Here is a 24,616-nt window from a genome sequence, read left to right as displayed (position 1 = left end):
TGCAAGTAAGTGAGGCACAAGTGCAGCACTCACGCATTAGATAGATGTTTCTATCTCCAGCCTTACCCTCAAGAATTTTCCCTTGTCAATTCGCTACGAACTTATGCAAGGTTGGATTTAAGTATTTCTACTAGTAGTATATTTATTGATAAAATATTGAGTTTATACTTATTTTTCTTGCTTTTCATCAAAAAAGCGCACCATACTTTATAAAGTAATGTGTAATTACGTATTTTTCAGTAATAATACTGATCCATTAAGCAAGTGACTAGATTTAATGTGGTTAGTTGACAGCTAAAAGCGGTGACGACCCTCTTGAATTAACAGAATTGGTATTAACTAATAAGTACTAATGCACCAATTTGTTGGTTTTGGGATTTAACCAAAACTTACTTAACTGCACTTCAAAGCCTTTTCCAACAAGAGGTTATTCTTCATGCTGTCGAGTAACCGAATCTCCAAAGTCTGTGTTGGTGGGTCAAGTACCCATTTTTTGAGATATATGGGGATAGAGAATTCTGCTGTCTTTGTTGTACCTTCAAACCACTGTTACAAGGATTTATGACTCAAGAACAATTGACAATGACGACGCGGAACAAACTCCTGAAAATCTTGGCGATCTTTGTTTTGGCAGTAGCAGTTACCTTTTACGGGGGTCGTTATGCGATCGCTGATGAACCGCCACCCAATGCCTCGATTATCTGTGCAGAAACTAGTACTTTAGAAAAGAACTTGCGAGGCAAACTGGGCAATAAACTGCTCACATACGAAGGTTGTCCGCAAGAAATGGGCGCTTGGTATATGCTACCGATGGCCAAAAACGAAAGCGATCGGATGCAAGCTGTTCACGCAGCGCTATTACCCAACAATAAAGTTCTCATTGTCAACGGCAGCAGCAACCGCAACCGTGTCACAACAGAAGGCAAGATCGAAGACGGCGTTAATACTAAAAATTATGATGTCGTCAACAATACCTCTATCTTCGATCCCTCCCTTTCCGATTCGTTAATCGAGAATGCAAAGCTAGACTTCAACATCTCTCCTTTCCAGCGCATTGACTCACCCCTAGCAGAGATAAACGGCGAAAGCAATGACCCTTTCTGTTCCGGTCATTTACAGCTGCCCAACGGAGATGTACTATTTATCGGTGGTAGTCGAGTATATTACCCAGGTGTACGCTTCGCCGGGTCAAAACAAGCCAATATTTATCACTGGCAAGAAAAAGATTGGCAAAAACAAGACCAAAATATAAAGAGGTGGGAAAACCTGGGTTTAACCAAGGATGGTCACTGGTATCCTACCCTCATTCCTCTAGCGGACGGGGCGATCGCTTCTTTCTCAGGATTCACAGCCGATCCCTCTCAGATTGTTAGCACTCTGGTGGAAATCTACGATCCTAACTTGAAGACTTGGCAGTCTATCGATGTCAAGAATCTTCCCAACAATCCGTTTCTAACTCAAATGAATGACGAGAGCTTCGGCTCTGACATCATAGACCTCTATGCCCGCATACTACCCACCAAACAGAAAAACCGATTCATCATCACTGGTGATGGCGGTGGTAAAAATGAACCGAAGATTGCACACGCAAGTACCCACAGCTATTTTGTAACGTTCAATAAAGATCAGGATGGAAAGTATTCCATTAGCTTCGAGCCAGGCCCCGATAGACTAGCAATCAACAAAGTCTATGGCACTGCTGTTCTCGACCCTAGTTCTCCTAACGGGGATGTTTTGTTATTGGGTGGCATCATGGGTACCAATAACATTGGTATTGGCCCTGGAAAAGATGTTATCAAGGGAGCAAGCATCACTGCTAGCCTAGAGCGTTGGAAAGCACCACAAGACGCTAGTACTAAAGGTTCATGGGAGATCGATAATGACTTCTTGGCCAAAATCGATGAAGACATCCTGCTGAATACTGAGGATATTGTCGATGGCAAGGTGAAGAAATTTCCACTGAATTATAAGTATGTGAAACAGTCTTCAAAATTGGGTCGCTATGGCAAACGAGCTATGGAACAGGCGGTTATTCTACCCACCAAAGAAATTTTGGTGGTCAATGGAGGTAACTACGCCGAAACTCGTCCGGCTTACAACCCCACCCTGTTGATTCCCGATGCGACTAAAACCGGACACCAAGGCTTCCGTACCAAGCTGATGAACCCGGATGTTGAACCCAGACTTTATCACAATACCGCTTTGCTGTTGCCAGATGCACGGGTGTTAGTCATGGGTGGTAATAACTCTCGTGCTGCCAGATTTGATAAAGATGGAACAGTTCGTCTGGATACCAAGAACGATTTTGCCTTTGTTAATAAAGGCACTGATGGCAATAGCGGTGAAATATGGCAACATGCCATCTTTTACCCACCCTATCTCTTCGGAGAGAGCGATCGCCCAGAAATTGCGATCGCTCCTGAAAAACTCCAATACGGTGCGTCTCAAACTATCTCTGTGAGCAATGCCTCTACAGATCAACCAGGTTCTATAGTGCTTGTAAAATTGGGATCTGTCACCCACTCCTTTGACAATGGTCAACGATTGGTAGATATCCAGATCGACAAAAAACAGATTAAATACTTGAGCGCACAAGAGCAACAACTAGGTGGCTTGAAATACAACGCTAGCATTCCCTTCACTGCTCCCACCAACGACCACTTTACTCCACCCGGCTACTATATGCTGTTCTACATCAATAGTGCCGGAAAGCCTTCTCACGCCAAGATTGTGCAATTAGTAAATAGCTAATTTCCTCCTCATTAATTCTTCCAGAAAGGAGATATTTGTAGTAGCTTTTTAGACTGACTACTTATCAAATATCTCCCAGTCCGGCTCTCAACCAGACAAGTTTAGATAAATCTGAAGTCAGGAGTTATTTATGACAAGCGAAATCAAGGAAATTGACATCAGTAAAATCGTCGAAATTGCTACCCCTTTTGATGATTTTGAACATGAAGCACTGTTGGATGAGATACAGGGCAACATCCTCAAATCACACGGACGCAACCATGCTGTTTATTTGTTCTTAAAATTCGAGAACGATATTGAAGCCGCCAAGCAATGGATTGGCAGTTTTACTCACAGGTATGTCACCTCAGCATTAGAGCAAGCCGAGCAGGGAAAGCTGTATCGCCAAAAGAAAGATGTACCAGGTAAACTATTTGCCAACTTCTTCTTGACAAGGGCTGGTTATATGCACTTAGAGTATGGCTACCAGAATCTGCCCAATGAAGACGCATTTCGGCAAGGGATGAAAGATCCTAACATGCAGAATGAACTCGGCGATGATTCTAATCAATGGGAAGATGGGTTTAAAAATAATGAAATTCATGCTCTCGTTTTACTCGCAGCTGATAAGATAGTCGGCCCGAGAACCGAGGAAGCAAAGCTTGAGGAGCGGAGGGATCAGAGTAAGCTGTGTCAGCAACCTGCTCTCTTGAAATACAAAGTAGAGGCAATAAAAAGAGAGTTGGATGCGATCGCTTCTATTGTCCACGAGCAAATAGGTTATGTCCTCAGAGATGAAAATTCTGGAGAAGAGATCGAACACTTCGGATTCCGAGATGGAGTCAGTCAACCGTTGTTTCTGAAGCGCGATGTTGACAAAGAAAAAGAACATAGCGACTTTACCAAATGGGACCCCCGCGCACCCCTAAGCTTGGTTTTGTTCAAAGATCCCTTGGGTAAAAAACAGGAAAGTTACGGTAGCTTCTTGGTGTTCCGTAAACTGGAGCAGAACGTTAAAGCCTGGAATCAAGATGTTGTCAAAAACCTGGCCGAGAAGCTGAAAGGTTCAGGAGAACTAAATGCACCTTTAGCAGGAGCATACACTATGGGACGCTTCCAGAATGGAACACCAGTAGCGATCGCTCAGACACCAAGCGAGGATAAAAAGCCTGAAACTAACAACTTTAATTATCAAGATGATCCGCAAGGTTTCAAGTGTCCTTTCCATGCCCACACTCGCAAGGTCAATCCCCGTGGGGATACATTAGCCCTTGTATCAATCCCTCTAGAAGAGGAGAAGATGCATCGGATTGCCCGTCGTGCAATTAACTATGGCACTCTCCCCAGCAAAGAGCCAGAAAACGATGCTGGACTGCTGTTTATGAGCTTTCAAGCCAGTTTAATGAACCAATTCAACTTCATGCAGAAGGCATGGGCTAAAGAAAGGAACTTTATCAAGCGAGATGTGGGAACAGATGTAGTTATTGGTGTAGAAAAGAAAGGAGACGACAACACAGTTGTCACGGAGACATACAGTTGGCCAACTAAGTGGGGTGGTGAAGAGCAGACTGAAGCCGACTTTAGCCATTGGGTAACTATGAAAGGCGGAGAATTTTTCTTTACCCCTTGTATGAGTTTCCTCAAGTCGCTTGCTCCCGAACCCAGTCGCCATATAGAATTTCGCGGAGTTCCTAAAAAAGAGATCGAAGCGGCTCAAGGCATAATCAATGAACTTCAAAATTACAAGCAGAAGAACTGGGCAATTGGTCTAAACGGAGATACCGTTGAGCCGGACGGATTCCTCACCTTCTTCAACCAGCGAAAGCTCTCATTTAAGTTTTATTTGCAAAATCGAGTTGGATTGGGTGAATACTCGGCTTACGATGAGAATATCAAAACCCTAAATCGCTACATCGCAGATGTAATCGATCAAGAGAGCGATGCTTGCGAATATAAGATCGCTGAACTAGAGGAATACAAAGACCGGAAGTGGGCAATTGGTCTAAATGGAGATACCAGTGAGCCAGACGGATTTGTTAATTTCTTTGGCGAACGAGAGCTACCATTCAAGTTCTTTGTGCAAAATCAACGTGTTTCATTGGGTGATTACTCTGCCTACGATAATAATATCAATACGCTGAATAACTACATTAGTTCCCTCAAATAGTTAGTAGGTTTTAACAGAGTTTACTTTATCAAATAGAATTCAGGAGTCAGGAGTCAGAATTCAGAATGAATTCTGTATGAGTGGCGGATAGCGCAGCGTTAGCGAGTCTGCGAGCGTCTGAATAATCGGGTTTAATACCCCCAACAAATCTACGATTTGGTGGTCAACAAGAAAGTCGTGGGACTGAATCCCCGACTGATAGCGGAGCGGTAGCGAGTATTCGAGCGTCGCGTCTTGATTCTGACTCCTGTTAGCGGATAGCTAAGGTTTAGCCCATTCTGACTTCTGAATTCTTCTTCAATCAAATGACCGTTGTGAAGTGCGATCGCTTTCCTGATTGCACTTCACACTGTATCACTCAATTTTTTATTTTGTCATAGGCGCGATCGCTCATAAGATTTTTGTCTTACGAAGCAAGACGACGTAACACCATGAGAGAGCGGTCTGTAACTGGAACAGTTTGCTCACCCATAACCAACTTTCCTGGGCTAAGGAAGCGAGATTCGTTGGTGTCAATAACTATTTCCCATTCCCTATCCTGGAAAACATTGGGTAAAGCAAACTCAATCGTTTCGTAGTGAGCATTAAAGAATAGCAGAAAGCTCTCATCAATAATCCGTTCACCACGGCGGCCAGGAGTAACAATGCCCTCGCCATTCAAGAAAATTTCCATAGCTTTGGCATAACTAACTAGCCACTGCTTTTCAGTCATTTCGCTGCCATCGTCATTAAACCAACCAATATCACTGATCCCAAAACCGTGAATAGGACGGCCTTGAAACCACTTACGCCGCCGAAATACTGGATGCTGATGACGAAAATAAATCAGTTCGCGAGCAAAATCTAGTAGTTCGGAATTAGACTTTTGTAAACTCCAATCACGCCAGGCAATTTCATTATCTTGGCAGTATACATTGTTGTTACCCTTCTGAGTGCAACCAATTTCATCTCCTCCTAATAGCATGGGTATGCCTTGAGACAGCATTAGAGTTGCTAAAAAGTTGCGTCGCTGACGTTGCCGTAAGCGGATTACATCTGGGTCATTAGTTTCTCCTTCTACACCACAATTCCAAGAGCGGTTATGGCTTTCCCCATCCCGGCCATCTTCGCCGTTGTCCTGATTATGCTTTTCGTTGTAGCTGACCAAATCATTGAGTGTGAAGCCATCATGAGCAGTGATGAAATTAATACTGGCACTGGGATTACGCCCGTTTGCTTGGTAAAGGTCAGGGCTACCGGTAAAACAGTAAGCAAATTGTCCGAGGCTATCATCCTCACCACGCCAAAAATCCCTTACAGTATCACGATATCTGCCATTCCATTCAGACCAACGTAAAGGAAAATTGCCAACTTGATAACCACCTTCTCCTAAATCCCAAGGTTCAGCAATCAGCTTTACATCTGCCAGAACTGGATCTTGATAAATAATATCAAAAAAAGCTGCGAGATTATCTACTTCATATAGTTCTCGCGCTAATGCTGAGGCTAAATCAAAGCGAAAGCCATCAATATGCATTTCTGTTACCCAATAGCGCAGGCTATCCATGATTAACTTCAGAACTTGGGCATGACGCACATTGAGAGAGTTGCCGCAGCCTGTGAAGTCCATGTAGTAGCGGGAGTTATCTTTGACCAAGCGGTAGTACACAGCATTATCGATGCCTCGTAGCGATAATGTTGGCCCTAAATGATTGCCTTCGCCAGTGTGGTTATAAACCACATCTAAAATTACTTCAATGCCAGCAGAGTGTAAGTCCTTGACCATCTGCTTAAACTCGGTCACTTGTTGTCCGACTGAGCCACTAGCACTGTAACCAGAGTAGGGGGTGAAATAATTAATGGAATCGTAACCCCAATAGTTTTTCAATCCTTTATTTACCAGAAATCCTGGAGAAGATAAAAAGTGATGCACAGGCATCAATTCCACAGATGTGATTCCTAGTTGTTGGAGATATTGAATTGCAACTGGATGTGCCAGCCCTGCATAAGTACCACGTAATTCTTCTGGAATTTCTGGGTGTAGTTTAGTAAAACCTCTAACGTGAGTTTCATAAATAATAGTTTCGTGCCACGGTATAGAAAGTAGTTTGTCATCTCCCCAATCAAAAGACTGATCGACAACAATACACTTCGGCATAGTTTCGGCATTATCTAAATCGGAAAAAGCTAGGTCTTGTTCTGGCGCATCTAAAGAGTAGCCAAAAATAGCTGCGGTATCGCTAATTTCCCCATCAATTGCCTTGGCATAGGGATCAATTAATAGTTTATTAGGGTTAAAGCGATGACCAAGTTCTGGGGCCCAAGGGCCATGTACTCTAAATCCATAGCGTTGCCCAGGCCCTACTCCTGGTAGATAAGCGTGCCAAACAAAATTATTTTTTTCTGTTAAAGGCAAGCGAATTTCATGATTATCAGCATCAAATAAACAAAGTTCTACACCTGTTGCATTTTCCGAAAACAAAGCAAAATTCGTACCTTTTCCATCCCAACTAGCACCCAAGGGATATACATTCCCAGGCCATACAGCTACATACATAAGCAAATTACCAAGAACTAAATTTACTGTTAACAAAAAACTTGAATATGTGTTTGATAGTAATTAATACAAGTTAGTTTTCAGGCTAAACTTAATAAGTTTAAATTAACGAAAGATTACTATTTTATTGCAATTATTATCTTTAAAAAGTCTTAAAATTTGATGATAGCAAGGATCGCTTTACATTTAAAAATATAATTTTCATCGTTAATTGATAATATTGGCAACATCCTTGTTACTTTTGAAGTCATAAATATGCTAACAAGTTTATCTGCAAATTTTTTCAGCTTCATAAATTTACGAAAAATAGCAAATACCGACATCTACCAAAATGAATAAATTTATTTATATCAGCGTGTATATTTACTTAAAATATCTTTTATGAGACCATCATATAGATTTTTGCATTTACTTAATTGTTGTAATATTTGTATCTGATAGCAAGCATCATCTTGAGTGATAGAATTGCCAAATAAATATGGATTTTCTTTAGCCAATGCGTTGTTGTGGAAGAAATAAATTTACTATTTACTAAGTGTATTGATGTATTTTAGACAACAAAAGATGTAGATAAAAGTGAAACTACGGGATAAGAGCAAGAATGCGTTGAATTTTAAAGAGAAATATCACCTTACCATTTATGCCATCCGGTATATGTGCGCGAACCGCAGTAGCGATTAACTTAAATATTAGGAAAATGCGCGAATTGGCTGGGTTTAAGCTAAAGGGAATCAATAAAAGCCCTTTGGCTTGCTTTTTGAGCAATGGTATTTACGTAAAGTCTCACTGCCTGCGTTTTTCAGCCTTGGGAGTTTTTAACAAGCTCACTAAGCTTTTATGCTGCTGTGTTCAGGCAAAATCTCTAGTAGAAATCAACCTGTATTAGGAAGTGGGCGATGCACATTGGATTTCTCAACCCTCAAGGCAATTTTGATTCAAACAATAGTCACATAACCAAACACCCAGATTTTGGGGGTCAACTGATCTACGTTAAGCAAGTCGCTATAGCGATAGCCGAAAAGGGACACAAAGTAGATATTCTCACCCGTCAAATTATTGATCCGGAATGGCCAGAATTTGCCGAAGCGTTTGACACTTATCCAGGAATCGATAACGTCCGCATTATCCGCTTACCAGCTGGGCCAAAAGAATTTCTTCCCAAAGAGTTGTTATGGACTCATCTGATTAGTGATTGGGTACCCAACATCTTGAAATTTTATCAACAGCAAGGTGGCTTACCCGATGCTATGACTGCTCACTACGCCGATGGAGGGCTGTGTGGCGTTTTAATTGAAGAGGATAGAGGCATACCTTTTACCTTTACTGCTCATTCTCTCGGTGCCCAAAAGATGGACAAGCTGGAAGTAACTTCAGAAAACTTGTTAGAAATAGATGAGCAATTCCATTTTAAATATCGCATCCTAGCCGAACGCTTGAGCATGAATCGTTCGGTCGTTAATATCACCAGTACACGACAAGAACGCTTTCAACAATATTCTCATCGAGTCTATCGGAGTGCAGTGGATGTAGACAACGACAACCGCTTTGCAGTGATTCCACCGGGAGCAGATTTCTCGATTTTCGGTGCAAAGGCACGTTCCGAAAATGAGGAAGCTACTGAAGAGTTCATTCAGGAGCGATTGGCACGGGACATTGCAGAAGCCCGTCGAGATTTGCCCGTCATCGTAGCATCCAGTCGATTAGAGCCTAAAAAAAACATATTAGGACTAGTACAAGCCTTTGCAATCAGTCCAACACTTCAGGAACGAGCTAACTTGATGTTAATTACAGGGGGACTGGACGATCCCTTACGAGAGGAGGCTAGTGACAGCATAGCTGAAGAGGTATTAGCTCCCATTCGAGAGGTGGTGAAGGAAAACGACTTGTGGGGCAAGATTAGTGCATTTGGCTTATCAGATCAGTCTCAAGAGTCACTGGCAGCAGCCTATCGGTTTATGGTTAAACGCCGCTCAGTATTTGCGCTGACAGCACTTTACGAACCCTTTGGACTTGCTCCCTTAGAAGCAGCAGTTGCAGGTTTACCAGTGGTAGCAACCAAAAATGGTGGCCCTAGCGAAAGCTTGCGACAGGGAAATAAGGAATATGGCATACTCGTAGACCCAGAAGATGCTGCTGATATTGCACGAGGCTTGGAGCGGGTGCTATGTGATGCTCAGGAGTGGGACTATTTTGCCCAAGCTGGTCAGCAACGGGTTTTGAAGACGTACAGTTGGGAATCTACTGCTGAAAACTACCTGACTTTGCTTGAGCAGATTCTGTCTTTACCGGAAAACCGCGATCGCGCTGAACTCCTGCCCATCCATCCCTACTTTCGTAATCCAGAATCGCAGACCGATGTTTCTTTGGAAGAATTAAGCGACCTCTACTTTGGAACCAATCAAAAGGCACTAAGGATCGTGGATTAAATAATGTGCAATTCTGGTTTAGTAACTTATGTAAAGTTAATTAATTTTGAGGTGTAGCCGCACAGGTTAATGCTGTTTGTACCTGATTCGGAGATTGATTGGTAATTAATTCAATTTTACCTTGGGCATTACGTCGCCAAGATGTAGCTTGAACAAGTATTTCTGGGGGTTTCTGTATTTGTGCTTTGACTGGTTGTGTTGTGTGGAATGCAGAGATGTCGCGGATGTCTGACCAAGTGCGATCGCTGCTAATTTCCTGTGTCGGATTTTGCGGTATCCCACCTCTACCTGTGGCCACAAAAGTACTACCACTGTTATTTGCACATCCTGTAGCGATTTTTTGGGAAGGATCACTAACATTTACAGGTAATTCCACTAGACCAGAATTGGGGTCAAAACCAATAGTATTAACGTTAACTGTACCATTCACTCCAAATTGTGAACTGGCGGTGATATCATTTTCTAATGTTAGTTGCGGACGATATTCTAAACCAAAAATCCCCTGAGTTGTAATGTCAATATTTCCGCCTTTACCTTGGAAAGCATTGGCAATGATATCGCTGTTTTCCCAGCCGAGAATGATAGGTGAATTAATGGTAATGTTACCACCATTGCCAGCAGCACCAGCTTCAGCATTAATGAAGCTACCATTACGTATGAGCAAATAATCGCGGAGTTGGAGATTGATATTGCCTCCTTGACCAGCTTTTGTAGATGCGGAAAGACTACCATTGTTGAGATATAAGGTATTGGCATTAACGTTTAAGGTACCTGCATCACCTTGAACTTCATTTTCGACAAAAACTCTTGCCCCATCACGAATGGTTAATTTAGGAGTATTAATTGTGACACTGCCTGCATTTGCCTTAGAGGTACTATTGTTACTAATGTTTGTAGAAGTTCTCACTAGAAATAAACGGGCGATCGCCCCAATATAACTAGAATTTTCTGCGTCTTTCATGCCCCTAACATCAATTGACTCAGTGGCATTAATGGTAAGATCGCCAGCATTCCCACTACTCACACTCGAAACTGAGACTAAACCTCCATCTTGTATTGACAATTTCCGGGTATCTAAATGTAAGTCTCCTGCATCTCCCGGGCCAAAAGTATTCGCTGATAGCAAGCTGATAAAAAGCGATCCAGGAGGAGAATCCAAACTTGAGACATTCACAGTATCAGCAGTAACTTTAACATTGCCACCCTGACCGCTAGAAAAGCTCCTAGTACCAACATTAGCACCGCCCAAAATTGAAAGGCTATCAGTAGAAATCGATAAATCTCCACCTTGCTTAGTTCCAAAAGCAGCAGCAACAAGCACACCAAAGATCGGAACAGTAGATGGATCTTTAGGATCGACCCCACCCACAGACACTGCATTGGCATTGATTGTGATGTTACCACCACGGGCCGAATTATAGCTACGATCCATAACAATTGCCCCGCGATCAATGGTCAATGTTGGAGTTGTAATCACAATATTTCCTGCGGTTCCTGATAGTAAAGCTTCATTGACTATGCCACTGGAACTGCGAAAATCTGAGGATCTACCAACTACTTGTAGCGATTCTGTAGCATTAACAGTAATATCACCTGCTTTACTGTTGCCTAAATTCTGTACTACCAGCAAAGAACCATCCCGAAGATCGATCTGTTTACCCTGAAGTTGAATCGAACCGGGGCTGGTTCCGCGTACAGATGCAACAGCACGTTGACTCATTTGGATATTACCAAAGCTAGAGCCAATACTTGGATAGCTAAACGTTAATGCTTGCGGCGTGAGATGGATATTTGCACTGCCTTGGGTAATACTGCCAAGTTCGATTCGTCCTCCTGGTGCAGAAAGAAAGCTACTATCGAGAACGAGATCACCACCTATCAAAGCTAGTGTTTTTTCAGGTAAAACCTGCAAGCCATTTGTACTAGTTAATCCAGAAACAGAAGTTGTGGGGTTCAATCTACTATTATTTCCCACTCCTTGCACGGAAATAGTTCCCGGATTGCCCCCAAGTTGTAACCCTATAGGTACACTCATAGTTAACAATGGAGATTTAGTTATGTTGGTGCTAAACTCGTTGCCATCAGCAAATTGGATGCTATTAGCGGTTGTGCCGACAAAAGAACCACCAACGTTTAAGCTAGCATTTGCACCAAATATAATCCCCGCCGGGTTGAGTAAGAAAAGGTTAACACCGCTATTAGTGTTGATAGAACCATTAATATAAGAAATACTATTACCAGTGACGCGACTAAAAATATTTTGAATGTTGGAATTATGACTGAAAGTTGCAGAACCACCTGTAGGAATAGAGAATTGGCTAAAGCTGTGAAATAAATTATTGCTAACAACAGTACCGCCAGTAATGTTGTAACTATTACTGCCAGACACAGCGGTGTTGAGAGTGCCATCAGGCGTGATCTGCGCTTGAACATTGCTGTTGCCAATAGCAGATATGTAGATTGCACCAATTAAGCTTAAGTTAGCAAAAGTTATTTTCATCAGCCAAATTTGTAATTATTTATCTTGTGTCTAGTTTTCCCAAAATGAATTGAGCAATTTGGGTAGCTGTGTAATATTATGGTGAGTTTTTTTCAGTTTTGATTAATAGCAGCACAAATTAATAATGGTGGTAAATAATTTCTTGGTTGAGGCAGGTAGGGGGAGCAGGGGGAGATGTAGGCAGAGGAGTGTGGGGAGTGTGCGGGGTCAGATTTCTTCCCCATCCTCCCACACCTCCCACACCTCCCACACTCCTGGATTTCTCACAAGTGAGAAATCCAGGTCTTACCTCCCCTGCTTATCCGAACCGTATTGGTTCATATCTCCAACAATTTAACTTTGAGTTTGAGCCAGAATTGGTAAGCTAATGACAAATTCTGTTCCTTCACCTGGAGTAGAATTTACATTTAGATTACCACTGTGCTTTTCTACAACAATAGAATGAGCGATCGCTAATCCTAATCCCGTTCCTTTACCAACACCTTTAGTAGTAAACAAATGGTCAAATATTTTTTCTTTGACTGATTCGCTCATCCCCACCCCATTATCAGCAATCTTCACTTCAACCTGTTGATATTTTAAGGAGGTGGTAATTATAATTCGATTCGGATTAGCTTTAATATCCTCAAATGACCGACCTGTATTTGATTCATCTAAAGCATCAATAGAATTCGCTAAGATATTCATAAATACTTGGTTTAATTGTCCCGGAAAGCATTCCACTGGCGGCAAGTTACTGTAGTTAGTCACTACCTCAATTCCTGGACGATGTTCATTAGCTTTGAGACGATGTTTTAAAATTAGAATTGTACTATCAATCCCTTCGTGAATGTTAAATGGAACTTTGTAATCTCTATCGGCACGAGAAAAAGTTCGGAGGCTCGTACTAATATTTTCTAGCCTCTCACAGGCCATAGTCATCGAATCAATTATCTTGGGTAAGTCTTCTAATGTATAATCCAAATCAATTTCTTCAGCATGGTTGATGATTTCATCCCCCGGCTCGGAAAACTTTTCTTGATACAGTTTTAAGTGTTCAGAAATATCAACAAAGATGGGTTTTGCTTGTTTGAGACTGGCAGCAATAAAGCCCAAAGGATTATTCATTTCGTGAGCCACCCCAGCCACTAAGTTACCCAATGCAGACATTTTTTCGCTCTGGACGATTTGTAATTGAGCTTGTTGCAAATCTTCTAAAGCTTGCCCGGCTTGCTGATAAAGTTTGGCATTTTCTAAGGCAATTGCTGCTTGGGAAGATAGTAGGTTAATTACTTGTAAACGATTAGTAGTAAATACCCCTTGATTCAGTTGATTTTCTAGGTAGATAATCCCCACCAAATGACCTTGGTTAATAATGGGTGTACATAATACACTTTGAGGTTGATGTAGGAGCATATATTCCCCAATGACACCGGGAATATTTGTTTTGCAATTATCTATGATGACAGTTTCTTGAGTATTTTTAACGTAATTGATCAGTTTTATGGGAATATCTTGACAAGCGTCTAGTAGTTGTGAATCAAGAATGGTTTTGACATCAGTCTGAGAATTTGACTGTTGATCGATAAAGGTAATTGCCCGCACTTGCCAAATATCTTCTTGAGGAAGAATTAATACAGATGTTTTTGCACCTGAATTTTCTAGGATAATGCGGGTGAGGCTGCTGATGAGTACATCTAATTCGATACAACTAGAGATAGTTTGAGCGGCTTTGAGAATGCAGGTCAAATCTAGAGTATTAGAAATATTAGTACTGCTGGTAGCGCAAGTAGATATACTGCCAATAGTGGCTATGCTTTCTAAGGGATTAAAGTAGAATTCTTGCTGTTGCAAAATGGGTTTGAGTAATTTGGGATAGCGTTTTTCCAAGTCATCAGTTTTGGCTTTTGCTCCCCAACGGGCATAGCAGTAATATGCCTGTTGCAGATATCCTTCTGCGGCTTTTTCTTTACCCCATTCTAGGTAAAATTTGGCAGCAAGCTCGTTAGCGATCGCAGTTTCCTGAACATAGTCATTGGCGATCGCTTCTTGGATAGCTATTTCATAATAATCTGCGGCTTGTACGCGATCGCCAGTTACACGAGCTTGTTCAGCCAAAACTAAGTTGAACTTATGCTGATAATTTACTGGCGCATGATTTGCCCATTCTTGCATTTTTGCTTGGTTTTCAGCTACTTTCTGGAGATAAAGCTGTTGCTGTGCTTCATTTGCTTGAGAATAAAGAGCTAACAAACTCAAAGATTGATAGAAATTTCGCAAAGGAACAATTAATAAGCCTGCTGCTCCCTGCTCATACTGCTCAAATTTTTGGGAATATTCCCAAGCAGGTTCGTATTCGCCAAAAAGATAAGCTAGAAGAGTTTTTGCTAGATAGACATAACAAATCCCATTAATATTGTTAGTTGCAATCAAAGTTGGTAACATCTCTTCTTCGTGAAAATGTTTACCAATTAAATAGCAGGGATTAACCGCTTCTCCTTGTAAATTTAAAACTGTCTGCCGCCAAATATTTCCCCAAACTAGAGATACTTCTTGTTTAAGTTGCTGCATTAGGTCGCAATATTTATCTGCCTCCAGCACAGCATTTTCTAGGTTTTCTCCACTCCAAAAGAGAAACTGACTATAGCAATTAGCACAATAACCAACATATTCTAAATTTCCAGTTTCTAACCCACTTTGTAACCCATCTAAAAATAAACCTAATGTGGATTTAATTGAATCTTTCCAGTGTTTAATAAATAGGCTAAATGTGAGATAAACTCTACTTTTAAGTTCTTTAGTTTGAAATTTATCTAAAAGTTGTATTGCCAGTTTACCAAAGCTATATCCATCTTCAATTGCACCAATACTGCACAAAAATAATCCATAGAGACTGTAAGCTACAGCAGCCTGTGGTGAGTTGCCGGATTGAATACAAATTTTGATCATTGTAAAAATCTTGAGTGGCAGCAACATCGGTTTGGCTATATAAACCGGGGCAAATAAACCCGATAAAATGCGAAGTGCGACTAATTTTTTGGGATCGGTTATTTCTGGCATATCTGCCAATGCTGCAATTGATTGATGAACTAACATTTGTTGCAACTGGTCATATTCATCAAAAATCATTTGAGTGTTACCATCTTCAGGTAAGGTCAAATCTAGTAATTGGAGTGCTTCTCTACCTGTGGCTATTGCTTCAATGAATTTATTTTGTGCCGTATAAGACTGAATTTGAATCTCATAAGTACGAACTTTTTCTAATGGAGATTTGGCGTTTTTGAGGATAATCTCTACTAATGATTTTGATGACTCAAAGTTTGTATTTAGATATTCTGCTTCAGCCGCAGATTCGTAAACCGCAAGGGCCAAATCGTAGCTACTTTGCCAAGCATTTATCGGTAATAGAAGCATTGCAACTTTTAAATATTCTACTGCTGTTGCATAAGCAGTTGAGTTTTTGGCTTTACAACCAGCTATTAGATTTAATCGGGCCAGATGTTCTCGTTCGCCAGGTTCTTCCAATAAATCTAATCCATAATTGAATTGATTAACGATCGCAAAAATTCCTTCCTCTTGCTGATGCAAAGGTGTATTTTCCAGCAACAATCGCCCAATTTGCAGGTGTGTTGACTGTTTTTGTGCTTCTGGAATAAGTGAATAAGCAGCTTGCTGGACGCGATCGTGTAAAAATTTATATACAACCATCTCAGAATGTTCTTGAGTAGCTGCTTGATTTTCTGAACCAAGAAAAAACTTATAAACCTCACTTTGCGGCAAAATCAACCCTTCTTGCAAAGCCTTCCACAAACAATCTGCGGTTTCCACTTCCGATTGTTTGGAAACAATCGCTAATGTTTTTAAATCGAATTGATTCCCAATACAAGCAGCTAGCTTCAATTGTTTTTGAGTTGCTTCTGGTAGTCTTCGTAATTGGAAGACCATAAACTCAACAACATCATCTGCTAAAGTTTGCTGATTTATTTGGGAAATATCGCATTGCCAGCATCCCTCTACAAAATTGAATTGAATTAGTCGGTCTTGATGCAATGATTTGAGAATCTGAGTCGCAAAAAATGGATTACCTTGAGCTTTGCGATCGACCAATTGCGAAAGAGATAATGCCACATTCTCTGCACAATTTAATGTATCTGCTACCAGTTTATTTAATTGTAATTGGTTTAGTGGTTTCAGGGTAAGGTTATTTACAGTTACACTTGTTTTGCGAATTTCATCCAACATCACCATCAACGGATGTGCTGGAAATACTTCATTGTCTCGATATGCACCAATTAACAACAAATATCCCTGATTAGCTTCATTAGTTAATAACTGTATGAGTTTTAATGAAGCCGAATCTACCCACTGTAAGTCATCTAAAAATATTACTAAAGGATGGTCTTTAGTTGTAAATACTTGGAGAAATTTCTGAAATAATAAATTAAATCGGTTTTGGGCGGCGTTACCTGATAACTCTGGTGCAGGGGGCTGTTTGCCAATAATTCTTTCTAATTCAGGAATTACTTCAATGATTACTTGACCATCTTCACCTAATGCTTGAACAATTTTATTTTTCCATTCTTGTATTTTAATACTGCTTTCTGCTAGTAACTGCTCCATAAAATGACGGAAAGCTTGAACAAATGCCGAGAAAGGAATATTCCGATTAAATTGGTCAAATTTGCCTTTGATAAAATAACCGCGTTGACGAACAATAGGTTTATGGACTTCGTTAACAACCGCAGTTTTACCAATTCCAGAAAACCCAGCTACCAAAGTTATTTCTGTTGCACCCAGGCTGACATTTTCAAATGCTTTTAGTAAAGTTTTTATTTCTAATTCCCGTCCATAGAGTTTATCAGGGATAATAAATCTATCGCACACATCCCGTTGGGCAATTGTGAAACTTTCAATTTTACCTGTTTTATTGAGTTGAGCCAAACTTGCTTCTAAATCATACTTTAATCCTAATACGCTTTGATAGCGGTCTTCAGCATTTTTTGCCATCAACTTGCTAACTATCTCCGAGATGACAATCGGAATTTGGAAGTTAATTTTATGTATTGAAGAGGCTATTTTAGCAATATGAGAATGCACCAACTCCATTGGGTCATTTGATTGAAAAGGTAACTCACCTGTGAGTAACTCATAGAAAGTTACACCGAGTGAATAAAAATCCGTTCGGTAGTCAATCCCTCGATTCATTCTCCCTGTTTGTTCTGGAGAAATATAAGCTAGTGTTCCTTCTAATACGTTGGGACTAATTAGGGTTAGTGTTTCCCTTGGTAATAGAGAAGCAATACTAAAGTCGATTAATTTAACTTCTTTGGAATGGGGATTAATTAAAATATTGCTCGGTTTAATGTCTTTGTGAATGATGCGCTCAGTATAGAGTATCTCTAAGGTATTACACAGTGCGATCGCTATTTGTAAAAACTCTTGTAAAGACCCGAAGTTTCGCGTCTGATGACGAGCAAAATAATCTTTGAGAGAAATGCCACCAAAATCCTCCATCACCAACACATAGCCATTTTGATATGCTTCCAGGCTGTAAGTTTGGACGATTAAGGATGAGTTGAGATTTTTGCCAATGGTGTACTGATTGCGAAACTGTACCAGTTCATTAAAGGTGGGATATGGATTTTTCAGCAGTTTGATCGCTACAGGTAATGAGTCACTTTCTCGATACCCACGATAAACAATGGTTCTCGAACCATTGTAGATTTCTTCAATGACTTGATATTTGGGAATACTAACCTGAGTGCTGAACATACTGCTAAATCCTAGTGATTTCTCAGTTTATTGTTCCCAAATTAGTAACGTTACACTAAGGTTGATTGCTAAAGATTACAGTTTCATAGTCTGACTAGTGGTCTGTGCGATTAAATTTGAGAGATAAGAGAACGAATCGCGCTAACGCAGTGTCTCGCAGAGAAGGAAGAAGGGAAATTGAAGTATTTATCCAACCCAGAAAAATTAATGGAACAGACCACTATGATTGATCAGCAGGAGCGGGAATTTGTTACCCCGCCTGCTGTTATTGAAAAAAGTTATATCATCTGATATTTAAAGAGGGTTATGTTGGAACCAGCCCTCAATTACCTTTTTCTGGAATTACCGCATAAGCATCAATTTCAAACAACATCCCGTCAAGTGCAAGCCTGGGAACGGGAATAAGAGTATTTGCTGGTGGTTTATATCCCCACAAATTACTAATTTCACGTCCTAATGGGATCAATTTACTTTGGTTGTAATCTGCTATAAGAATAGTAGTTTTGGCTACATCTTTTGGTTGGGCTCCGACTGCTTGTAAGGCAAAACGGAGGTTTTTAAAAGCCTGTACTAACTGCTTTTCAAAGTCATCGGAGACAAGATTTCCTTGTAAGTCCGAACCAAATTGACCAGAAATATAGACGGTTCTAGTCCTTGGTGGCGTAACAGCTATATGACTATAGCCATTTCGGGTTGCATCATATAATGTTGGTGGGTTCACCAATTTCAACTCTTTATTTTCTTGAGCCCCCACTTCCTTTTGGGTTCCTACCATAAAGGCGGTAGTTATCCCGCTACCTCCAAGCCACAAAAGTGCATTTCGTCGTGATAAGTTTGCTACTAGCGAATTTACAGCACTGGTAATACGTCGAGTCATTAAAGCTCCCTAAATATGAGTTCTGTATTTTTGCTCATACTGAGTTCTATTATCTACCGAATTGAAGTAAAAAGCACTAGTTAAGATGGCTGTTTCGGAGCGAACAGTCAGCGCTAAACCTACTGACTGCTTCAGCAAACTGCTCGTTTTGTTCCATCAATGCCATGTGTCCACCTGGTTTGAGGGTGACTCTTTCAGAGTAAGGTAATTCTGCTTTCATGCGATCGCTTGCCACAGGTTTAGTCGCTATATCTGAAGCCCCACACATCACCAATACAGGCACGTTAATAGTTGCGAGTGTTTGTGCTTCGTCAAACTTGAACATTGCCAGTGTGCCACGAGCCAGAACACCAGGCGAACCCAATGCTGATAGGAAAGCCGCAAAATTGAGTTGACCGCGTGTTTCAGTACCCGTAAATCCAGATAGTTCTACGCTGATATACTATTTAAGAGAGTAATTTTAATCCTTTAGTCTGTAATTGCTGCTCAACATACTGCATTTGTTCGATAGTTTCTCCAGTAACGATCGCATAAAGATCAGTGTAGATTTTTCCGTATTTAACCTTCTCTAAAGCCGATAAAATAATCAAATCTTTGCGTTCTAATTCTGGTTTCAAGGTTATGAGAATTGATTCTAATGTCCCCTCCATTCGGTAGCTACTGGAGTATTTAGCTACTTCTTTTCCCAGTCGCAGTAGAGTATGACGCTGCAAGCACAATGGAGTAGAACCATTAACTCGGAAATTGGCATCAATCGCGTAAAATTGCCCGTCTTGGTTTTCCAGCACATCAAAGCCAATCACGCCGAAATATCCCTGTTTGTGGGCATAATCACCAACGTTGGCAATCATTTCAAAGAACTTGCTCATGTCAGTTTTGCCGTAGTCAATCACTCCTCCTAAATAGTTGCCTTCTGGAGTGACGAGTTGTCCGGTAGTGCCGATGAGAGTTATCTCTCCTGCTTTGTTGACATAGAACTGTACGCAGTAATTCTGTACTTCATTCTTGACGAACTCTGAGACAATAATCGTATCAAGCAACTTAATATCAAGATATTTCTTAATTTCTTCAAGGCAATAGTTTAGATCGCTGGGACTTTTGATGATATAAGTGCCTTCTCCTGAGAGTCCGTGGGACGTTTTAATTAAGTAGGGAAATTGTGGTAACTGAATGTCTGCGATATTGACTTGGTGCAGATTGTAGCTCTTATATTTTGGACATTGCACCCCTAGTTCTTCTAGCGTTACTTTGCTGAGTAAACGGTAATGGGTGTCTGAAGCAACAGCGTGTTTTTCAGGTTTTAGACAATCAAAGGGAAATAGAGTGATGAGTTTATCAAAGCGTTCGCTGTGGCTGAGATCGTCTAGATAAGTTGAGCCATCCATCATCTCAATATTGGAGTACTTGAATCCCAAATGCCCTTGCCAGTATTCAAGTAGGGGCTTTGGTGGCGGAATAATCACAATTCCGGGAAGGCGATCGCCTAAGACAGCCAGATTTTTCCAAGGTTCTTTCTGACAAATCTTGTCGAAGGAGGTTTTACTGGCTTCACTACTGCCATCTTGAATAAAATATTTTTTCCGGTTGGGATAAGCAGCCCAACTCGCAGTTGCAGGGTAATTTAAGATAAATCCATAAGATCCATCTGTGATATCTTGAGTAAACAAATCAGAAAGAGAACTGCCTTGAAAGTATTGAAAGTTATATTTTGAGTTCATTAATTTCTCAGATAAATTGCGTTCATTTGTGAATACGGTTGCTTATATAAAACAAGTTTATTAGATTTATAAATAAAACCAATTTTAAAAAATCTAATGCTTGAGCAAATTCTGGTGTAATTAATCTATCTGCTGGGTCATTTGGCTTATAAACCTATTGCAGTTGTTTGTTGTGACTAGCTTTAAGTTACTGAAAATTGCAATATTTTTTTGCACAAAAATAGTTATTTATAGTTTATTTGTTAGCTATATATATTATTTTATTCTTTTTTACTTTTGATTTAATCTACCAAGAGAAATAATAAATTTAGCTAGATATTCCATCAAAAGAAAGCTCCTCTAAAATGGTTTATAGACCAAAAATTATGCAGTGAACTAAATAGCCTTTACGATAAAAAACGTAATATTCCATATTCTTCATTTCACAAATAGGAAATAAACAGTGTTACCAAAAAAGACCACCGCTAGCAATCAAACTCAACGCTGGACATTTGCTCAACTTTTTGGACTGATAAAACGTAATCCCCTGATGATTTCGCAGTGGGTGATCCTCTGGGTAGCTGTAGGTACTGCTGGTGGTCTATTCGCTGCGTTTTACTGGAATGTTTTAGAGTTTTTAACTCACCATCTGCAACGATTTGAAGGTTTTAGCCTCCTGATAGTGATGCCAATCGCCGGTTTAGTTATCGGGCTGGTGATTCATTTTCTGGGAAATCCCGGTGAAATTGCCGTGATTGTTGATAATATTCATTTTCGTGGCGGACGTTTAGATGTTCGCAAAAATCCTTCAATGATTCTTGCTTCTTTAATCAGCATATCGGCAGGCGGTAGTGCTGGGCCAGAAGCGCCACTAGTACAAGTAACAGGTTCTTTCGGTACTTGGGTTGCCGATCGCCTAAAACTCCAGGGTGAAGACCTCAGAACTTTGAGTTTAGCGGCGATGGCGGCTGGCTTCACAGCTTTGTTTGGCGCACCTCTTGGCGGTGCAATGTTCGCGTTGGAGATTTTGCACCATGAACATATTGTGGAATATTACGAAGCTTTGATGCCAGCCATTGTTTCAAGTTGCGCGAGTTATCTGGTATTTGCAGCAATTACACATTTGGGAATTGCACCCACTTGGCATTTTCCCCAGTACCACCTAGAAAAAATTGATGATTTTGCGATCGCGATCGTATTCGGAATCATTGGGGCGGTGGCGGGATGGATTTTTATGAGCATTTTTCGGGGCTGCGATTACTTGTTTGCTAGAATTCCAGGCCCCATTTATGTACGCACAACATTAGCAGGATTTGGGCTTGGCACTTTAGCAGCTTTATTACCCCTAACCCGTTATTTTGGACATGAAGAATTAGAGCCAGTCCTCACTACTAGCTTTGGTGCTATTTTTCTCTTAACTCTTGCTCTTGGTAAAATGGCAGCCATTAGCATTACGGTAACAGGTGGGTGGCGCGGTGGATTCATCATCCCCCTGTTTTTCACTGGTGCTTGTATTGGTAAAGCAGTAGCAGTGTTAATTCCGGGGCTTAATCCCGCCCTTGCAATGATTTGTACAATGGCGGCAGTCAATGCAGCCGTAACGCGTACACCTATAAGTACAACTCTGCTGCTGTCAAAACTGACTAACTTAAGTCCTTTTACACCAATCCTTTTTGCCAGTTTAATTGGATTTTTTCTCTCGCCCAAAGTTCCTCTGATTGCATCTCAACTGAAGTCCCGGAGAGAAGCTACTGAATGAAGGGCTAGCTAGGGTACTGTGTTAATTTACCTGCAAAAGTGCGATCGCCTTTTGATTTTCCTCGTGAACGCCTGATTTTCAGGAGAGCGATCGCTTCTTGTGTGTAACTTCGATTCTTTTGTTTACCAAAACTGTATTACTGACCCAGGAGTAGTAATTTAGCCTAGTTTGTACCTATTCCTCTTGCCATTATTGCTGCTAATAAAGGAATTAGGGTAAAACCAACCAATTCAATTCTAATGAGCCACATGAGACGATTTAGTTTTAGTAATTCTAGCTTGGGTGCTTGCCCCTGTCGCAGACTTTTCACCCAACCAATGAAAGAAATAGTGGGATAGAGAGATAGTAAACCCACCACGATGAAAACCACAACTTTGGCGTAAAAAACTGGGTTGCTTAAATAGTAATCCGTGCCTTTACCAAAGTGGATAACACGCAAAATGCCTGTGACAAGAACGACAGTTGCTGATATGCCATATATTGCATCAGCTATGACAATCTTCCAAGCTTCATTTAAACTCAATTCTTTTTTTAAATTCAATGCTTCTGATACCAGAGCGCCAAAACACAACATGAAGCCTAAATAATGTAAGTACGCAACTATGGCACTTATCCACATATTATTTTTAGTTTTTGCTAGTTTACTGTTTTGATATTACTTTTGATGCGAAAACTTTCACCCTCAAGCTCAAACTAGCACTAAGACAACTAGCTAAAAAGTGACCAATAATTCAGATTTTCATTGACTACGAATCCACAATCATTAACAGGGGTTGTTACTTCATTCCCTGGTGATTCCAGCTTCGAATTGCAAAAATTGGCTGGCATCGACTTTGTTGTGGCCAACGTTAAAAAGTTTGATGGTGTAGATGGATATAGGAATAATTGAGTCTTACAGCAACGGGTTTTTAGAAATTGTACCAGAGAGCGATTATTGGCAGATTGTAGCTATACACATCAATGGCCACGTCTACTGCCCTACTCCTCGGCTTTATCATTCAGAAAAAGTGGCATTGGCAAAAGCTGCACAAATTTATGATTGGCTAGCCGATCGCGAAGGAGAAATTAGTGATGGGGCTTGTAATTGTTCTGAGTTGAAACTCATCTTATGGAAGCAAATGAAAGTATCTTAATTACCCTTGCGATCCAGAATTTCACTTTAAATTAGTCTGAGTGACGATTTTCTCCAAAGTAGGGAGTACCTAAAGCTTTAGGAGGTGTTGATTTTCCCGCTAATCCCACCAATGCCAATAAAGCGATCGCATAAGGTAGCATGACTAAAAATTGGTAAGGGATATTTGCCCCTAATGCCTGAATTCGCAGTTGTAAAGCTTCTGTAGCCCCAAACAGCAAACAAGCCAAAACACTACCTACAGGATGCCATCTGCCAAAAATTAATGCTGCGATCGCAATAAATCCTTTACCAGCACTCATCCCCTCGGCAAAAAATCTTACCTGTACCAGAGCTAAATAAGCACCTCCTAAACTCGCAAGACAGCCACTAATTACCACTGCGATATAACGGATATTTTGTATCGAAATTCCAGCCGTGTCAGCAGCTTTCGGAGATTCTCCCACTGCCCGCAATGTCAATCCAAAGCTAGTTTTAAATAAAAGGTATGTAGTTAAAATAACTAAGATAAATAATAAATATACTAAAAAATCTGATTGAAATAGTAGCGGCCCGATCAGGGGAATATTGGCTAAACCAGGAATAATAATTGTCCCAATTCCAGGTAACTGCTGTGTACTACTGCCACTAAACACTAACCGGGCTAAAAACGATGTTAATCCAGCTGCGACAAGATTAATTGCTAGCCCAGATACCAATTGATCGACACGCAAAGTTACACATAAAAAAGCATGGAGTAGTCCGACTAATCCCCCCGCAATCAAGGAAGCGAGGATACCAAGCCAGGGATTACCTGTGTAGAAGGTGGCAGCAGCACTGGTAAAAGCACCAGTAAGCAACATTCCTTCTAAGGCGATATTTAACACGCCTGACCGTTCCGAGTACAATCCTCCAAGGGCTGCAAATGCTAGGGGTACGGCTAGACGTAAGGTAGCTATTAAGTAATCAGAGAAGAAGTTGAGATTATTCATGGAGTTATTTTTTAACGCAGAGGTTCGCAGAGGGAAGCGCAAAGTTTCGCAGAGTTTTCTTTGTGTTCCT

Annotated in this window: 13 protein-coding genes; 5 read left to right on the top strand and 8 right to left on the bottom strand. The window is 40.7% G+C overall.

All coding sequences use genetic code 11. The features are described from left to right. Nucleotides 1-561 precede the first annotated feature (561 nt). Together ACFFRD_RS06655 and ACFFRD_RS06650 are read left to right on the top strand one after the other, a co-directional pair. A complete protein-coding gene (locus tag ACFFRD_RS06655; RefSeq protein ID WP_114086202.1) occupies nucleotides 562-2,751 on the top strand; it encodes a galactose oxidase early set domain-containing protein in 2,190 nt (729 codons plus the stop codon). Between the two features lie 130 nt (nucleotides 2,752-2,881). Then, the gene (locus tag ACFFRD_RS06650; RefSeq protein ID WP_392480872.1) at nucleotides 2,882-4,897 is read left to right on the top strand and encodes a Dyp-type peroxidase; all 2,016 of its coding nucleotides are present in this window, start codon (nucleotides 2,882-2,884) and stop codon (nucleotides 4,895-4,897) included. Nucleotides 4,898-5,303: 406 nt separating this feature from the next. Here ACFFRD_RS06650 and glgX read toward each other — a convergent pair whose 3' ends face one another. Then, on the bottom strand, nucleotides 5,304-7,433 hold the full coding sequence (gene glgX, locus ACFFRD_RS06645; protein WP_392480871.1) for a glycogen debranching protein GlgX: 2,130 nt from the start codon (nucleotides 7,431-7,433) through the stop codon (nucleotides 5,304-5,306). Between the two features lie 896 nt (nucleotides 7,434-8,329). Here glgX and ACFFRD_RS06640 point away from each other — a divergent pair. Then, nucleotides 8,330-9,859: a glycosyltransferase gene (locus ACFFRD_RS06640; RefSeq protein ID WP_392480870.1), complete on the top strand. Its 1,530-nt coding sequence runs from the start codon at nucleotides 8,330-8,332 to the stop codon at nucleotides 9,857-9,859. Nucleotides 9,860-9,899: 40 nt separating this feature from the next. Here ACFFRD_RS06640 and ACFFRD_RS06635 read toward each other — a convergent pair whose 3' ends face one another. From ACFFRD_RS06635 to ACFFRD_RS06615, 5 genes are all read right to left on the bottom strand, one after another. Next, entirely contained in the window at nucleotides 9,900-12,359 is a 2,460-nt protein-coding gene (locus ACFFRD_RS06635) for a filamentous hemagglutinin N-terminal domain-containing protein (protein ID WP_392480869.1), read from the bottom strand. Nucleotides 12,360-12,692: 333 nt separating this feature from the next. Then, complete coding sequence (locus ACFFRD_RS06630; RefSeq protein ID WP_392480868.1) at nucleotides 12,693-18,110, bottom strand: AAA family ATPase; 5,418 nt, start codon at nucleotides 18,108-18,110, stop codon at nucleotides 12,693-12,695. A gap of 322 nt (nucleotides 18,111-18,432) precedes the next feature. Beyond that, complete coding sequence (locus tag ACFFRD_RS06625; RefSeq protein WP_334805745.1) at nucleotides 18,433-18,987, bottom strand: RidA family protein; 555 nt, start codon at nucleotides 18,985-18,987, stop codon at nucleotides 18,433-18,435. A gap of 76 nt (nucleotides 18,988-19,063) precedes the next feature. Beyond that, nucleotides 19,064-19,351 carry an alpha/beta fold hydrolase gene (locus ACFFRD_RS06620; RefSeq protein WP_392480867.1) on the bottom strand — a complete coding sequence of 96 codons (288 nt, stop codon included), beginning with the start codon at nucleotides 19,349-19,351 and terminating at the stop codon, nucleotides 19,064-19,066. Nucleotides 19,352-19,433: 82 nt separating this feature from the next. Continuing rightward, a complete protein-coding gene (locus tag ACFFRD_RS06615) occupies nucleotides 19,434-20,705 on the bottom strand; it encodes a carbamoylphosphate synthase large subunit (RefSeq protein WP_392480866.1) in 1,272 nt (423 codons plus the stop codon). 442 nt (nucleotides 20,706-21,147) lie between these two features. Here ACFFRD_RS06615 and ACFFRD_RS06610 point away from each other — a divergent pair, with 442 nt between their 5' ends. Further along, nucleotides 21,148-22,443, top strand: coding sequence for a chloride channel protein (locus ACFFRD_RS06610; RefSeq protein WP_392480865.1), 1,296 nt, complete (start codon nucleotides 21,148-21,150; stop codon nucleotides 22,441-22,443). Nucleotides 22,444-22,606: 163 nt separating this feature from the next. Here the strand turns inward: ACFFRD_RS06610 and ACFFRD_RS06605 are convergent, their stop codons facing one another. Then, on the bottom strand, nucleotides 22,607-23,062 hold the full coding sequence (locus tag ACFFRD_RS06605; RefSeq protein WP_392480864.1) for a DUF2214 family protein: 456 nt from the start codon (nucleotides 23,060-23,062) through the stop codon (nucleotides 22,607-22,609). A 250-nt stretch (nucleotides 23,063-23,312) separates the two neighbouring features. On the opposite strand from ACFFRD_RS06605, the gene ACFFRD_RS06600 reads away from it, so the two are divergent. Further along, entirely contained in the window at nucleotides 23,313-23,576 is a 264-nt protein-coding gene (locus ACFFRD_RS06600; protein WP_392480863.1) for a hypothetical protein, read from the top strand. Nucleotides 23,577-23,607: 31 nt separating this feature from the next. On the opposite strand, the gene ACFFRD_RS06595 is transcribed toward ACFFRD_RS06600, so the two are convergent. Beyond that, on the bottom strand, nucleotides 23,608-24,546 hold the full coding sequence (locus ACFFRD_RS06595; RefSeq protein WP_392480862.1) for an ABC transporter permease: 939 nt from the start codon (nucleotides 24,544-24,546) through the stop codon (nucleotides 23,608-23,610). Between the last annotated feature and the right edge of the window lie 70 nt (nucleotides 24,547-24,616).

The sequence above is a fragment of the Nostoc sp. C110 genome, from assembly GCF_043099725.1.
Taxonomy (GTDB): domain Bacteria; phylum Cyanobacteriota; class Cyanobacteriia; order Cyanobacteriales; family Nostocaceae; genus Nostoc; species Nostoc muscorum_A.
This window is presented reverse-complemented; position numbering and strand designations above follow the sequence as displayed.

Bases quoted from the DNA above. Each gene is read 5' to 3' on its own strand.
- ACFFRD_RS06605 (WP_392480864.1), bottom strand. From the start codon at position 23,062: ATGTGGATAAGTGCCATAGTTGCGTACTTACATTATTTAGGCTTCATG.
- ACFFRD_RS06650 (WP_392480872.1), top strand. From the start codon at position 2,882: ATGACAAGCGAAATCAAGGAAATTGACATCAGTAAAATCGTCGAAATT.
- ACFFRD_RS06595 (WP_392480862.1), bottom strand. From the start codon at position 24,546: ATGAATAATCTCAACTTCTTCTCTGATTACTTAATAGCTACCTTACGT.
- ACFFRD_RS06635 (WP_392480869.1), bottom strand. From the start codon at position 12,359: ATGAAAATAACTTTTGCTAACTTAAGCTTAATTGGTGCAATCTACATA.
- ACFFRD_RS06630 (WP_392480868.1), bottom strand. From the start codon at position 18,110: ATGTTCAGCACTCAGGTTAGTATTCCCAAATATCAAGTCATTGAAGAA.
- ACFFRD_RS06655 (WP_114086202.1), top strand. From the start codon at position 562: ATGACTCAAGAACAATTGACAATGACGACGCGGAACAAACTCCTGAAA.
- glgX (WP_392480871.1), bottom strand. From the start codon at position 7,433: ATGTATGTAGCTGTATGGCCTGGGAATGTATATCCCTTGGGTGCTAGT.
- ACFFRD_RS06600 (WP_392480863.1), top strand. From the start codon at position 23,313: ATGGATATAGGAATAATTGAGTCTTACAGCAACGGGTTTTTAGAAATT.
- ACFFRD_RS06640 (WP_392480870.1), top strand. From the start codon at position 8,330: ATGCACATTGGATTTCTCAACCCTCAAGGCAATTTTGATTCAAACAAT.
- ACFFRD_RS06625 (WP_334805745.1), bottom strand. From the start codon at position 18,987: ATGACTCGACGTATTACCAGTGCTGTAAATTCGCTAGTAGCAAACTTA.
- ACFFRD_RS06615 (WP_392480866.1), bottom strand. From the start codon at position 20,705: ATGAACTCAAAATATAACTTTCAATACTTTCAAGGCAGTTCTCTTTCT.